Origin of the sequence: Motiliproteus sp. MSK22-1 (genome assembly GCF_001968815.1) — a bacterium.
Classification (GTDB): Bacteria; Pseudomonadota; Gammaproteobacteria; order Pseudomonadales; family Balneatricaceae; genus Motiliproteus.
Map to the genome: position 1 here is coordinate 16,602 of NZ_MIEQ01000072.1, position 12,840 is coordinate 29,441.

Consider the following 12,840-nt stretch of genomic DNA (forward strand, 5'->3'; position numbering starts at 1 on the left):
TGGAACGATTTTTTGATTTTAAGCAGTGCTGCTGAATGGCCCTCTCTCGTTAATCGAGAGAGGGCTGGCCTATTTGAGGCGTTAGGCCCGGTTCTTTATTGGATGTAATCCAGCGAAACCGGGGATAATCCTGAAAAAGGACTTAATCCAGCAAACGGGCAATTGCCTGGCATAGACGATCGATGTTGCTTGGAGTCATGCCGGCAACGTTGATGCGACCTGAACCAACAATATAAATAGCGTCTTCAACCTGAAGTTTCTTGACAATCTCGGGGCTCAGGCTTGAGAACGAGAACATTCCACGCTGTTTGGCGATGAAGCCGAAGTCTTGTTTCACGCCTAGTTTGCTCAGAGTCTCAACAAACTGAAGGCGCATTTCCAGAATTCGAGAGCGCATGGCTGCCAATTCATCTTCCCACTCTGCTCGCAGATCCGGGCTGTTCAGAATCGTACTGACAATTGCTGCACCATGGTTTGGCGGCATGGAATAGTTACCGCGGATACAATAATTGATCTGGCTGAATCCTGCCTGAGCATCTCTTTCATTGGCCGCGATCAATGTCAGGGAGCCGATACGTTCGTTGTAGAGACCAAAATTCTTTGAACAGGAGGCGGCCACTAACATATCCGGGCAGTGATCCGCCAGAATGTTAATACCTTTGGTATCTTCTTCCAGGCTTTCTGCAAACCCTATGTAGGCTGCGTCAACGAACGGCATGATTCCACGTTCTTTGAGTAAGGTTGCAACCTGTTCCCACTGCCCGGCAGTCAGGTCGAGTCCGGTGGGGTTGTGACAGCAGGCGTGTAACAAAACCACATCTCCCGCGGGAACCGCTTCTAATGCGGCCATCATGCCAGCAAAGTCCAGGCTTTGAGTCGGCTGATCATAGTAGCGGTATTCTTTGACTTCCAGACCCGCTGATTGAAAAACGTTAAAGTGATTCGCCCAGGTCGGTGCGCTGACCCAGATTTTTGCATTAGGCAGTGATCGATGAATAAAATCTGCTGCAATTCGCAGTGCCCCTGTTCCTCCCGGAGTCTGAACCGTTGCTACACGTCCGCTTTCTAAAAGTTCTTTACGTCCTGGATAAGATGCAGGTAGCAGCAATTGCTCAATTGCCTTTCCCAATGCTGGAGCACCGGCTGTGCCGATATAGCTCTTGCTGTCCTGAGTTTCCAACAGAATCGCTTCTGCTTTTTTAACCGTTGCCAATACGGGGGTGTGCCCGTTTTCGTCTTTGTAGACTCCGACACCAAGATCAATTTTCTCGGGACGTGAATCGGCTTTGTAGGCGGTCATCAGGGCCAGCAGGGGATCTCCTGCAGTGGGTTGGAGCGATGAAAACATTTTTCGGGTCTCTCGTTATGTTGTCAGTAGGAAGTTCAGCAATTAACAGTCGATTGCTCATCGTCATTAAGCACTCGGAGCGCCTATTATTTGCCTTTTACAACCGCCTGTCGACGTTTCTTATCGAAAGTTGTAATAAGAGGTACAGTTGGGATTCTGGTGAGATGGCCTAAGGTATATGTAATATGCTGTTTTTATTATGAGTAGTGCTGTAATGAGGTACGCCGTTCAATGACAGAATCGTTACTCCGATAAGGGCTCTGTCATGAAATATGTCCTGAAACGCGGCGGGTTTAAATCAGATTTAGCATGGCTGCTAATTGATAAAATTTATCGAACATGAGGGAGGGCTCCGCATAGATATCTTGTCCTTGTTCTGCATATGACAAAGTCAATGCCTGAGAGCGCTGACTTTGCAGAAAGAAATGTTTAGGTACATAACACAGGCTGAGTGATTTGATTAATAGGACGGATATCAGATCAACCGGACTCCCATCACACAAGGCGTCAATGTATATCGTCGTTAATGAATATTTGCATTGCAAATGTCCTTATTGGAACTATTTATTTCATTTATCTTTTGGCGAGCGTTAGCATCTTCTGCAGTTGATCAGCGTATGTCTGTCCCAAGCGACCAAGCCTGATCACCTTCCTGAAATCTGCCCTAATCAAGCAGGGTTGAATTCGAAAATAAAAGCCTGACAGGTAATTAATAAGAGGATACCTCCATGCAGATGCCGCAGACGCTTGCCATTCCTAACGGTGAAAAAGTTCGAGGTACTTTTTCCAAACAGGAGATGAGCTCACGACTGGAAAAGCTTCGCAGTCACATGGCTGATAATGATTTACAGGCTGTACTGTTTACTTCCTATCACAACATCAATTACTACAGTGATTTTGTTTATTGTCGATTTGGTCGTGACTATGGTTTGGTGGTTACCCAGGATTCCTATACCACTGTTACCGCTAATATTGATGGCGGTCAGCCATATCGTCGAAACCAAATGGGCGATAATGTTGTATACACTGATTGGCAAAAAGAGAATTTCTTCTATGCGGTGAAACAGTTAGTTAAGGATGGCGGCAAGATAGGGGTCGAGTTTGACCATATGCCCCTGCAGAACCTGGAAAAGATGAAAAGAATTCTGCCCTTAGCTGAGTTTGTGGATATTGCCGTGCCAACCATGAAAATGCGCATGATCAAGTCCGCTGAAGAGATTGAATTAATCAAGCAGGGCGCTCGTGTTGCCGATATCGGTGGTTCAGCAATCCGTGATGCAATTGCTGTGGGTGTGCCCGAATACGAGGTCGCTCTAGCTGGTACTCAGGCAATGGTGCGCGAAATTGCCGGTACCTTCCCTCATGCTGAGCTGATGGATACCTGGGTTTGGTTCCAGTCTGGTATCAACACTGATGGTGCTCACAACCCTGTTACTTCACGCAAAGTAGAAGCGGGTGACATTCTCAGTCTAAACACCTTTCCGATGATCGCCGGTTACTATACAGCCTTGGAGCGCACGCTGTTCAGTGAATATGCTTCAGATCGCCATCTGGCGCTGTGGGAAATCAACTGCAAGGTCCATCGTCGTGGGCTGGAACTGGTCCGTCCCGGTGCCCGTTGCTGTGATATCGCTGCCGAACTGAATGAGATCTTCCTTGAGCATGACGTATTGCAATACCGCACTTTTGGTTACGGTCACTCTTTTGGCACTCTGAGCCACTACTACGGCCGTGAAGCCGGTCTGGAGTTACGTGAAGACGTAGATACCGTTCTTGAACCCGGTATGGTGGTGTCTATCGAACCCATGTTGATGTTGCCGGAAGGCAGGCCCGGTGCCGGTGGTTACCGTGAGCACGACATCCTGGTTGTGGGCGATAGCGGTGCAGAAAACATTACAAGATTTCCCTTCGGTCCTGAGTACAACATCATTAAGGGATGAATCCCGCAGTATGAATTCTCAGTGCACCTCGGTCGTTGAGGTGCACCATGGGTGGCTGCCTGCTTTACAGGTATCGATGCCTTAATCGGTGCTGATTATTAAGCTGAGTAGTCATACATCGTTCCGGGGATGTTGGACCGGTAACGGTGACAAATATCAGATCCACTACTAAAACAAATCCAAATTGTTATACATGGCAGGAGGGGTGACTAAGTTGCCATTAAACCGCTATATCACTCCGACGATGAAGTTTCTGCTACTGGGGCACTTGCCGATGGTATTCATCGTTACTTTTATCCCGGAGCTGAGTCTGTTTTTGCCGAGCTTGCTGGACTGATCTTTTAGTTTGCCATGCCGTGCCACCTTTGCAGAACTTCTGGCGGTGGCACGGAGCAACAGCCTTCTGTTGATGATCAAGGGTGGTGTTTAAATTGAGGGGTATAGTCTCCATTTTGCATCAGTCCGCGTCGTAAATGTTCGAGCAATAGCTCAACGGCAGGTGCCAGATTATTGTCGTCATAATTGAAACCAATGGTGACATTGCCCAATTCAGGTAGTTCTTGATAGCTTTCATGTTGTAGTAAAGCTTTTGGCACGGCGTTATGGGCCAGCGCACTAATGCCCAGCCCCGCTTCAATAGTAGACTGAATCCCTAATAGGCTTGATGAACAGTACAGCACTCGCCATGGAATACTGGCATTATTTAATGCCTCGATAATGTGCTGGCGATAAATGCAGCCCTTTGGATACACTACAAGTGGCACTGTTTGGTCTTTGTGGAGACTAAATGACGGGCCGGTAACCCAGGATAGTCGCTCGACAATAAAATCACCCTCAGCAAAAGTATGCTCTGGATATTCGTCCATCGACATCACTAGATCGTAGGAGCCTTTCTTAAAATCTTGGCGCAGGTTGATGCTAAGGTCAGAACTGACGTCCAGCGTAATATTGGGGTAAGAGCGGATAAACTTTGACAACATTACGGGCACGAATGATACCTCAAAATCATTGGGTATACCCAGTCTTACAGAACCGCTGATGGCGGGGGAGGTCAGTCGTGACACCAGGGTATCGTTCATCTCCAGAATCTTTCGAGCAAAGTTGTACAGAAGCTGCCCTTCTTCAGTGAGCTGAAGTCCACTACTGCGGTTGAACAGTTGAACGTCCAGCATTTCCTCAAGACGTTTAACCTGCAAACTGATTGCCGGCTGAGAACGCCCCAACAATTCACCTGCGTGTGTAAATCCCCCTAGATCGCTAATCGTGACAAAGGTACGTAACAAATCCATCGGCAGGTTTTTCATCGGAGCATCCGTAAATAATTGGATATCAGAATATGTTGTGCCATTTGTATTGTAAATTAATACGTTATTTTTATTTGCATGGTTAATGTGGTGTTTTCTATTATCAAACTCGATTGAGTTTCACTCAGTCGTAAACAAGCCGGGTTCTCCGTATTGTTTACATTCCGTTACATCTGCGCACAACTCAGAACAAATCGCCGGTACTTTATTTACAGCACAGGAGTAGCTTGATTCTGCATTCTGCCGAACCTGAGCTGATACCAGGGACCGTAGATGTCTTTATCGCCATGGCATTTTTGTCAGCTTTCAAATTGTCAAATTCTAAGAATAAGATGAGGGTGATCGACCTTGAATATCAACAAACCTAACAGGACTAGCCGCAGTGTGTTGCTCAAGGGAGGTGCGCTGGCGTGGGCGCAGTTGGCTGCACTTTCTGGCTTATTGACAATGGCCACAGTTTCCAGCGCTGGGGATGCGCAACAGATTATCCGGGATCGCTGCCTGAGCTGTCACAGTGAAACCGGGGATCGGCAGGCACCTTTCAGTCGAATCAGCCAGCAGCGTAAAACCCCTGAAGGCTGGGAAATGACGCTACAGCGGATGCAAGCAATCCGTGGCCTTAAAATATCGCCTCAGGAAAAACGAACCCTGATTAAATACCTGTCAGATACGCAAGGGCTGGCTCCCGCTGAGACGGAGGGAGTGCGATATGTGCTTGAGCAGAATCGTAATGCGGTTGAGAGCCTTGAAAATCAGGCGATAGCCGGTAAATGCTCTGTTTGTCACTCTGGTGCCCGGGTGGCATTACAACGACGATCTGAGCCAGAGTGGGAGAAACTGGTGCATTTTCATATGGCACAATTTCCAACTATTGAGCTGTTGGCAGGCGCCCGGGACCACGACTGGTTTGAGCAAACCATTAATGAAATTGTTCCTGAACTGGCAAACTCCTATCCGTTGAATTCAACGCAATGGTCGGACTGGAAGACTGTCAAAAAACAGCCATTAACCGGCAGTTGGCGGGCCGTAGGCTGGTTGCCGGAAAAAGGGGAATATGAGGCCCGGTTCACCGTCACAGCACTTGATAGTGATTATTACAATCTTGATATCCGCGGAAAATATGCTGATGGCAGCCCATTATCAGGAACCGGGCGGGCATTGGTCTATACCGGTTATGAGTGGCGATCCAACGTCACGATTAATGGAATCAAGATGCGTCAGGTTTTTGCCGCGTCGGAAGATGGCCTGGCGATGGAGGGACGCATGTTTCTCCGGTCTGCCAACGAGCTGGGTGGGGCTGTTCGGGCTGTCAGAGAAAGTCCTGATCGATCACATATTCTGTCGATTTCTCCCAGCTACCTCAAGCAAGGGGAACGCAGCGTTATTAACATTATCGGATCTCGTCTATACGGAAAGATTGCCCTTGGGCATGACCTCAAGGTCCTTAAAATTCTTTCACGTAGCGCAGATCGGGTCTCTGTTCTCGCTGAAGCAACTGAGGGGGCGAGTCTGGGCAAGCACCCTGTAAGTATTGGTAGTGCGAACGGGGGCTATCTGGCCGTTTATGACCGGCTGGCGCGGGTTGAAGTAACCCCCACAGAGTCTATTGCCCGAGTCGGTGGGAATGGCGGAAAACTGGCGAAACAAAAAGTAGCTTATCGTGCTGTTGGCTATGCAGCGGGTAACGATGGCCAGCCTGGTACCGAAGATGATTTGCGCTTGGGCTATATGCCCGCTCACTGGTCGCTAAAAGCTTTTGACGAAGTGGCGGAGCACGATAAAGATCTGCTGTTTGCCGGAACGATCAACTCGGTTACAGGAGTGTTTATCCCCGGAGATGCGGGACCTAATCCTGCACGGAAAATGTCCACGAATAACGTCGGACAGTTAGCCGTGGTTGCCACTGTGAAGGACGGAAATCAACAGGTCAGTGGTGATAATCATTTATTGGTCACAGTGCCTACCTTCATGTTTCCAGTTATTCAGTAACTTTTTCAGTAATTTATTCTGTAACTTACTTCGTAACAAAGAGGAGATAACTGATGGGCGCTGTACTATCGCTGGTTAAACCAAATCTCCATCTGGTGGATGTCGAACGGGGTCAGGTCCTGTTTCACGTTCCCACCAGTGGCTTGTTTGAACTGGACCCATTAAGCGGGGAGCTAATCCGGCTACTGACAGAAGATACTCATTCGACTATTGAAACCGTTGAAAAACGTTTTCAGAATCGTTATTCAACGGATCAACTGGCTGAGGCGATTGAAGAGCTAAAAGCGCTGAAAATTGTCACCGACGGAGGAACGGCGCAGATTAATGCCGATCCCGTTAAGGTCGATCAGTTTCCACTCAATACAGTCATCTTGAACGTAAATACAGGCTGTAACTTAAGTTGTACCTATTGCTACAAGGAGGATCTGGAGATTCCTTCAAAGGGTCAAAAGATGGCCTTTGAAACAGCAGTGAAGTCCGTCGAAATGTTGCTAGAGGAATCGCCAGATCAGGACAAGTACAACATTGTATTCTTTGGGGGAGAGCCGCTGAGTAATATGCCGCTGATCCGGCAGACGGTGGAATATTGTCAGCAGCGGTTTCAATCGGTGAAAGGTCGTGTTGATTTTACCCTGACCACCAATGGAACCCTGTTGACTGAAGAGTTGGTGGATTACTTCAATACCAATGGTATCGGGCTCACCATCAGTATGGATGGTCCCAAAGCAATCCATGATAAAAATCGTATCACCGTCGGAGGACAGGGGACCTACGATGTGGTTAACAGCAAAGTCAAAATGCTGCTTCCCCGTTATTCTGCCCGGCCTGTTGGTGTTCGTGTCACCCTGACTCGCGCAATTACTGACGTCGAGGCAATCTACCAACACCTTTACCATGATCTTGGGTTTCATGAAGTGGGTTTTGCTCCGGTCACCTCTGGTGATATGGCAGAGTTCAACTTAACCGTAGATGAGCTGCATGAAGTCTTTGAAGGGATGAAGCGTTTAGGTCGTCGCTACCTGCAAGGTGCATTGGCTCATCAAAATACCGGCTTTGGCAACATGCACCAGTTGATGACAGATCTTCATGAAGGGAATAAAAAATCGCTTCCCTGTGGTGCTGGCGTTGCCTTGCTGGCTGTTGATACGGAAGGTGGGCTCAATTTATGCCATCGGTTTACAGGCTCGGAACTACCGTTGTTCGGGGATGTTGATCAGGGTATTGATAAGCCGGCCCTGTCTCAGTTTATTGAGGCCCGGCTGGAACGAGCCGATACCGGTTGTGAAACTTGTCGTATTCGAAACCTCTGCTCTGGTGGCTGTTATCACGAGAGTTATGCCAAATTTGGTGATCCAGCTGCACCGGCCTATCACTACTGTGATCTGATGCGGGACTGGATTGATTTTGGCATTGAAATCTATAGCCGGATCATGATCGAAAATCCTGAATTTTTTGATGCTTACGTTACTCCCAGGAGGAGTTCTTAGTCATGAAACATCTCAAATCTATTAATAAGAAAGCCAAGATGCTGGATCAGGCTACGGGTAGCGAAGAGTTGGATGAAGTGGTGGCGATGCAAACCGTTGTGGGCTGTACGGGGGTGACGGATCCTGGCTGGGAGGTAGATCCATTTGGTGGATTGGGCTCTCTTTGTCAGCCGATGGAGTCAGATCTTTACGGCTGTGCTGACGCCTGCTGGTGGCCTGCTCAGGTGCCCGATACGATGAGTACTCATCCCGATTGGAGTAGTGATGTTGCCAAGGCTAATCAGGACTGGCGCAAACTTGACGGTATTTTCCCGGAAGAAGATAAGTGAGGTATAGATCGGTGAATCAGAGCAATCTAATAGAAAAACGACGCCTTGGTTTAGTTCTGGCAGGGGCGCTGGCGATCTCTGTACTTGCTTCAGGCTGTTCGTCTACGCAACATCATGCGGATGCCTCGGGATCGGTGTCTGGCACAGAGTCAGCCAAAGGGGAGAGCCACGAATACCTTCTTACAGTAACCCGGCCCAATAATCTGCATGTTATTGATATGGAAAGTCATCATATTACCCGCAGCTGTGATATTCCGGGGAGCTTTGGTGGGCAGATTTCCCTGTCACCGGATAATCGTACTGCATACATTCTCAGCAACGGTATGGAGAATGTCTACGGCTTGAATATTGAAACCTGCGAACAGGTTTTTTCAGCCATTCAGTCTACTGCTGATGTCAAGGTTAAGACCTTCGTGTCCATCGCGGTCAGCAGTGACGGTGCAGAACTTTATACAGTGCAGAATCCGGTTCGTCGATTGAAGGATGAATTTAAAGTGATGTCGCCTGTGCTGGCCGTCTTTAATACTGAAGATGGGTTGAACGCCAGGCCTGTGCGTACATTTCCGGTTGACCGAAGGATTACAACCATAGCAGCTGCCGCTAATGGGGAAGTCTTTCTCGGTGGGGGAGACCTCAAGGCAATTAATCCTAAAACGGGTGAGATTCGCATGGTCAGTGCCTTACAGAGTGAGGATCGCCCTCGCTGGCTGACCCCCGACGCGTTTGCGATGTTTAATCTGGGGGAACAGGCTAATGAGTATATTTTGCCCTATGTAACGGCAGAGTTTGCTGATGATACGATGAATTTTGAAACTGCGGCCTGGTGGTGGGGAATGAACCGTGTGGATCTGGCCACAGGTAAAAACCAGCGAATGGAGTTCGCACCCTTTGAGTTTATTATTTTTAATCTGGTGGCTGATCCCAATGATAAGAACATCGTCTACGGTGCCTTCAACACCATTTCCAAACATGATGTGAAAAATAAGAAGGTGTTAGGGGTAAAGGATCTGGATCACACTTATTACAACATCAATATATCCGGAGACGGGCAACGATTGTATATCGGTGGAACGTCCAGTGATATCTCGATTCATGACCATGAGAGCCTTGAAAAAATCGGCAGTATCCAGCTTCCCGGAGATATGTCCACGGCTGATTTGAGAGTCGCCAGATTGCCTCACTAGGTGTTGCACTACCGGCTTAAATAATCAGAACTATGAGGAAACAATAAAAACCATGCTGAGCTGGTTAGGTTCCGCCATTAGCATCGATAAAGAAGTCGGGCATGAGCGTGTCGCAATTGAGCGAGGTAAGTTCAATTATGCTTTTGCCTGGCTGTACACCTTTGTTAAACCTCATGGAAAGGCCATTGCCGGGTTGTTATTTTTGTCTCTTCTGGCTTCTTCGCTGGTTTTGTTGCAGCCCTGGCTGACTAAATTGCTGATAGATGATGGACTGATTGCCAGGGACTATGATGCGCTTGTCCTTATAGTCATTTCCATGATTCTGTTAGGTATGTTGGCGACAGGGCTGGCTGGAATTAATCGCTATCTACATACGCGGTTATCCGGTCGTATTCTCTTTGCGCTTCGTGAACATCTCTATTCTCATTTGCAAACCCTGTCTCCCAGGTTCTACGGGGGACGTCGTATTGGCGATATTCTTTCTCGTCTGGATGGCGATGTCGCACAGATTCAGCGCTTTGCGGTTGATAGTTTATTTGCTGCGGTCAGCAGCATTATCGGGCTGCTGGGTGCCTCGGTCTTGATGGTGGTGCTTTCCTGGAAGCTATCGTTGCTGATATTAGTTCTGCTACCTCTGGAGGTGCTCTGGTTACGGTGGATGCGACGAAAAGTCGAGCATAGAACGCGGGTTCTGAGAGAACGGTCAGCAGACCTGAGTTCCTTTCTGGTAGAAACGTTGCCAGCGATGAAATTTATCCAGGCGGTTGCCCAGGAAGGGCGTGAGGCGAGGCGACTGAATCGTTTAGGGGATCACTATCTGACAGACCTGTTGAAATTGCAGGTGATCGAATTTTTTACCCAGGCGATACCCGGGACTTTGACCTCAATCACGCGGGCATCTGCTTTTCTGATTGGTGGTTACTGGGTGATAGAAGGGCAGTGGCATCTTGGTTCATTGATTGCCTTTTCCACCTATCTGGGAATGGCTACCGGGCCGGTTCAGAGTCTTCTCGGGCTTTATGTTGGCATCCAGAAAATGTCCGTCAGTCTGGACCGGGTGATGGATTTGCAACGGGCAGAACCGGCGATTGATCCACCGGAAAAAGCTATTCCCTTAAAGGATTTAAAGGCTGAAGGTGAGATCTGCTTTGAGCAAGTTGCATTCAGCTATGGTGAAAAAACAGCCTCTCAGATTTTTCAGGCAGCCAGTGGAGTATTCCCCGCTGGAGCCAAAGTCGCGTTAAAAGGGGCTTCTGGGGCCGGTAAATCGACTCTGGTTGATCTGATTATGCGCTATTATGATCCTGCTGAAGGGCGGGTGCTACTGGATGGTATTGATTTAAAAGAATTCAATCCAGCGGATCTGCGCAGTCGAATTGCGTTGGTCAGTCAGGATATTACCCTGTTTCGAGGGTCTATAGACGAGAATATTCGCTATGCCTGTCCAGCTGCCGATAATCAGGCGGTGAGAACAGTGATTGAACGGGTTCAATTGTCTCAATGGGTGGACTCATTACCCTTAGGGTTGGATACGTTGCTGGGTGAACGTGGTACGCAGCTGTCCGGGGGCCAAAAACAACGGTTAGCCATTGCCAGGGCTTTGTTGCAAGACCCGCTTGTGTTAATTCTGGATGAAGCCACATCTGCTGTGGACGAAGCGACAGAAGCGCAGGTGATTGCCGCTGTAGATGAGTTATTTTCCGGACGTACACGAATACTGATCAGTCATCGATCTTCAACATTAGAGGGTGCTGATCACTGCTTTTGCCTGCAACAGGGACAGTTGATAAAACAGTGAACGGTATCTGGTTGGGGAATATTTCAGTTTTTCATTTTCTGCGCTTCGTTTTAACCTTCCAATTCCAGCAATAACTCTGATAGGCGTAAGTTTAGTTCCGCCAGATCGGCAGGGCTGATGGATGCCAGAATTCGTCGCTCATTTTCCACATGAGCTTCGACTGCCCGGTCAATCAGCTTAACACCTTCTGCGGTTAACTGAACCAGCATGCTGCGCGCATCATCCGGGTTCGCTGACCTTGCGATCAGACCGCGTGCCTGTAATTGTTTCAGCCGGTGTGTCATGGTGCCTGATGTGATCATCAAGGCAGAGAAAAGGGTTGTTGGAGCCAGGCAATAGGGGCTTCCTGATCGTCTTAACGTAGCCAGCACGTCAAACTCCCAGCTGTTTAGCCCAAAGTCAGAAAATGTCTTGTCCAACTCCTTCTGGATCAGCACAGCGCTGCGCTTGATACGTCCAATGGGTCCCATCGGACTGACATCCAGATCCGGGCGTTCTTTGTGCCACTGTTCAAGAATGGTATCGACTGCGTCAGTTTTCACTCTATTCTCCTCGACAGCATCTGCTTGCTGACTTGTAGTCATTGTTATTCCGTCTGTTGAACAGCAATTGTTACGATTCAATAAATGAATTTATCTTGACATCAAGATATATGTTGGCGTAATTTGTATTTTATCTTGAATTGAAGATAAATTCATTGAGTTGTCAGCCTCAATATTTCAGTTTGATCTAATTGGTGGTGTTGGAGATAGTGCTAAGCTGTTTCCAGCCTGTATATATCCAGAGCCCTTGTTGGAGTGTCTAATGGCTAATCCTATTAAGTCCCTGATTGAATCTCGTGTCTCCATTAATTATTACGACACAAGTCAGCAGTTGACTGACAGTGATATTGAAGAATTGATCAGTCAGGCAACCCGTGCGCCTTCTGCTTATAATTTCCAGAACTGGAAGTTTATCGCTGTACGTTCTCCAGAGGCTAAAGAGCGTTTGAAAGGGGTTTGTTACGGACAGCAGAAAGTTGTCGAAGCGCCGGTAACCTTTATTATCTGTGGAATACTGGAAGCCTATAAACAGCTGCCACAAGCGCTGAAGCCTTCAGTTGATGCGGGGTTTCTGGATCAGTCAGTCGCTGAAGGCTGGATAGACGCTGCAAAGCAAACTCATACGGATAATCCGGAACTGCAACGTGATGAGGCGATCCGTTCAGCTTCGTTGGCTGCGATGACATTGATGTTTGCCGCGCAGGGCATGGGATTAGCAACGGGATCGATGAGTGGTTTTGATCCCCGGGGGGTGGCCAGAGAATTCCAGTTATCTGCTGTAGAGGTGCCGGTCATTATGGTGACTGTTGGTTACCCGACATCAGGTAACTGGCCCCAGAAACCACGTCGACCGATCAGTGAGGTTATTCAGTATGCCTGAGTCGCTTAAATAGAAAGTGCTTAAATAAGAACTGATTAA

11 protein-coding genes are annotated in these 12,840 nt (G+C 48.1%); 8 read left to right on the forward strand and 3 right to left on the reverse strand.

Annotation, left to right across the window (positions count from 1 at the left end):
- Positions 1–142: 142 nt before the first annotated feature.
- Positions 143–1,348, reverse strand: coding sequence for an amino acid aminotransferase (locus BGP75_RS19990; RefSeq protein ID WP_076720657.1), 1,206 nt, complete (start codon positions 1,346–1,348; stop codon positions 143–145).
- 728 nt (positions 1,349–2,076) lie between these two features.
- Between BGP75_RS19990 and BGP75_RS19995 the strand changes: the two genes are divergently transcribed.
- Together BGP75_RS19995 and BGP75_RS27605 are read left to right on the forward strand one after the other, a co-directional pair.
- Complete coding sequence (locus BGP75_RS19995; protein WP_076720658.1) at positions 2,077–3,288, forward strand: M24 family metallopeptidase; 1,212 nt, start codon at positions 2,077–2,079, stop codon at positions 3,286–3,288.
- A gap of 205 nt (positions 3,289–3,493) precedes the next feature.
- Entirely contained in the window at positions 3,494–3,625 is a 132-nt protein-coding gene (locus tag BGP75_RS27605) for a hypothetical protein (protein WP_255395951.1), read from the forward strand.
- Positions 3,626–3,701: 76 nt separating this feature from the next.
- Here the strand turns inward: BGP75_RS27605 and BGP75_RS20000 are convergent, their stop codons facing one another.
- Complete coding sequence (locus BGP75_RS20000) at positions 3,702–4,592, reverse strand: LysR substrate-binding domain-containing protein (protein WP_076720659.1); 891 nt, start codon at positions 4,590–4,592, stop codon at positions 3,702–3,704.
- Between the two features lie 348 nt (positions 4,593–4,940).
- On the opposite strand from BGP75_RS20000, the gene peaA reads away from it, so the two are divergent.
- From peaA to BGP75_RS20025, 5 genes are read left to right on the forward strand one after another with little or no spacing between them, the layout of a single operon-like run.
- Positions 4,941–6,581: a quinohemoprotein amine dehydrogenase subunit alpha gene (peaA, locus tag BGP75_RS20005; protein ID WP_233152986.1), complete on the forward strand. Its 1,641-nt coding sequence runs from the start codon at positions 4,941–4,943 to the stop codon at positions 6,579–6,581.
- A 53-nt stretch (positions 6,582–6,634) separates the two neighbouring features.
- Positions 6,635–8,068, forward strand: a complete 1,434-nt coding sequence (peaB, locus tag BGP75_RS20010; protein ID WP_076720661.1) for a quinohemoprotein amine dehydrogenase maturation protein — start codon at positions 6,635–6,637, stop codon at positions 8,066–8,068.
- A gap of 2 nt (positions 8,069–8,070) precedes the next feature.
- A complete protein-coding gene (gene qhpC, locus BGP75_RS20015) occupies positions 8,071–8,397 on the forward strand; it encodes a quinohemoprotein amine dehydrogenase subunit gamma (protein WP_076720662.1) in 327 nt (108 codons plus the stop codon).
- A gap of 11 nt (positions 8,398–8,408) precedes the next feature.
- Positions 8,409–9,581 (forward strand): quinohemoprotein amine dehydrogenase subunit beta, encoded by a 1,173-nt coding sequence (peaD, locus tag BGP75_RS20020; protein ID WP_076720663.1) that lies wholly within the window; start codon positions 8,409–8,411, stop codon positions 9,579–9,581.
- Positions 9,582–9,633: 52 nt separating this feature from the next.
- Complete coding sequence (locus BGP75_RS20025) at positions 9,634–11,379, forward strand: ABC transporter ATP-binding protein (RefSeq protein WP_083704943.1); 1,746 nt, start codon at positions 9,634–9,636, stop codon at positions 11,377–11,379.
- A gap of 50 nt (positions 11,380–11,429) precedes the next feature.
- Here BGP75_RS20025 and BGP75_RS20030 read toward each other — a convergent pair whose 3' ends face one another.
- A complete protein-coding gene (locus BGP75_RS20030; protein ID WP_233152987.1) occupies positions 11,430–11,921 on the reverse strand; it encodes a MarR family winged helix-turn-helix transcriptional regulator in 492 nt (163 codons plus the stop codon).
- Positions 11,922–12,183: 262 nt separating this feature from the next.
- Between BGP75_RS20030 and BGP75_RS20035 the strand changes: the two genes are divergently transcribed.
- Entirely contained in the window at positions 12,184–12,801 is a 618-nt protein-coding gene (locus BGP75_RS20035) for a nitroreductase family protein (protein ID WP_076720665.1), read from the forward strand.
- The last annotated feature ends 39 nt before the right edge of the window (positions 12,802–12,840 follow it).

What these genes read in the sequence shown, in the direction of transcription:
- BGP75_RS19990 (WP_076720657.1), bottom strand. Translation starts at nt 1,348, where the DNA reads ATGTTTTCATCGCTCCAACCCACTGCAGGAGATCCCCTGCTGGCCCTG.
- BGP75_RS20025 (WP_083704943.1), top strand. Translation starts at nt 9,634, where the DNA reads ATGCTGAGCTGGTTAGGTTCCGCCATTAGCATCGATAAAGAAGTCGGG.
- BGP75_RS20000 (WP_076720659.1), bottom strand. Translation starts at nt 4,592, where the DNA reads ATGAAAAACCTGCCGATGGATTTGTTACGTACCTTTGTCACGATTAGC.
- peaB (WP_076720661.1), top strand. Translation starts at nt 6,635, where the DNA reads ATGGGCGCTGTACTATCGCTGGTTAAACCAAATCTCCATCTGGTGGAT.
- BGP75_RS20035 (WP_076720665.1), top strand. Translation starts at nt 12,184, where the DNA reads ATGGCTAATCCTATTAAGTCCCTGATTGAATCTCGTGTCTCCATTAAT.
- BGP75_RS19995 (WP_076720658.1), top strand. Translation starts at nt 2,077, where the DNA reads ATGCAGATGCCGCAGACGCTTGCCATTCCTAACGGTGAAAAAGTTCGA.
- qhpC (WP_076720662.1), top strand. Translation starts at nt 8,071, where the DNA reads ATGAAACATCTCAAATCTATTAATAAGAAAGCCAAGATGCTGGATCAG.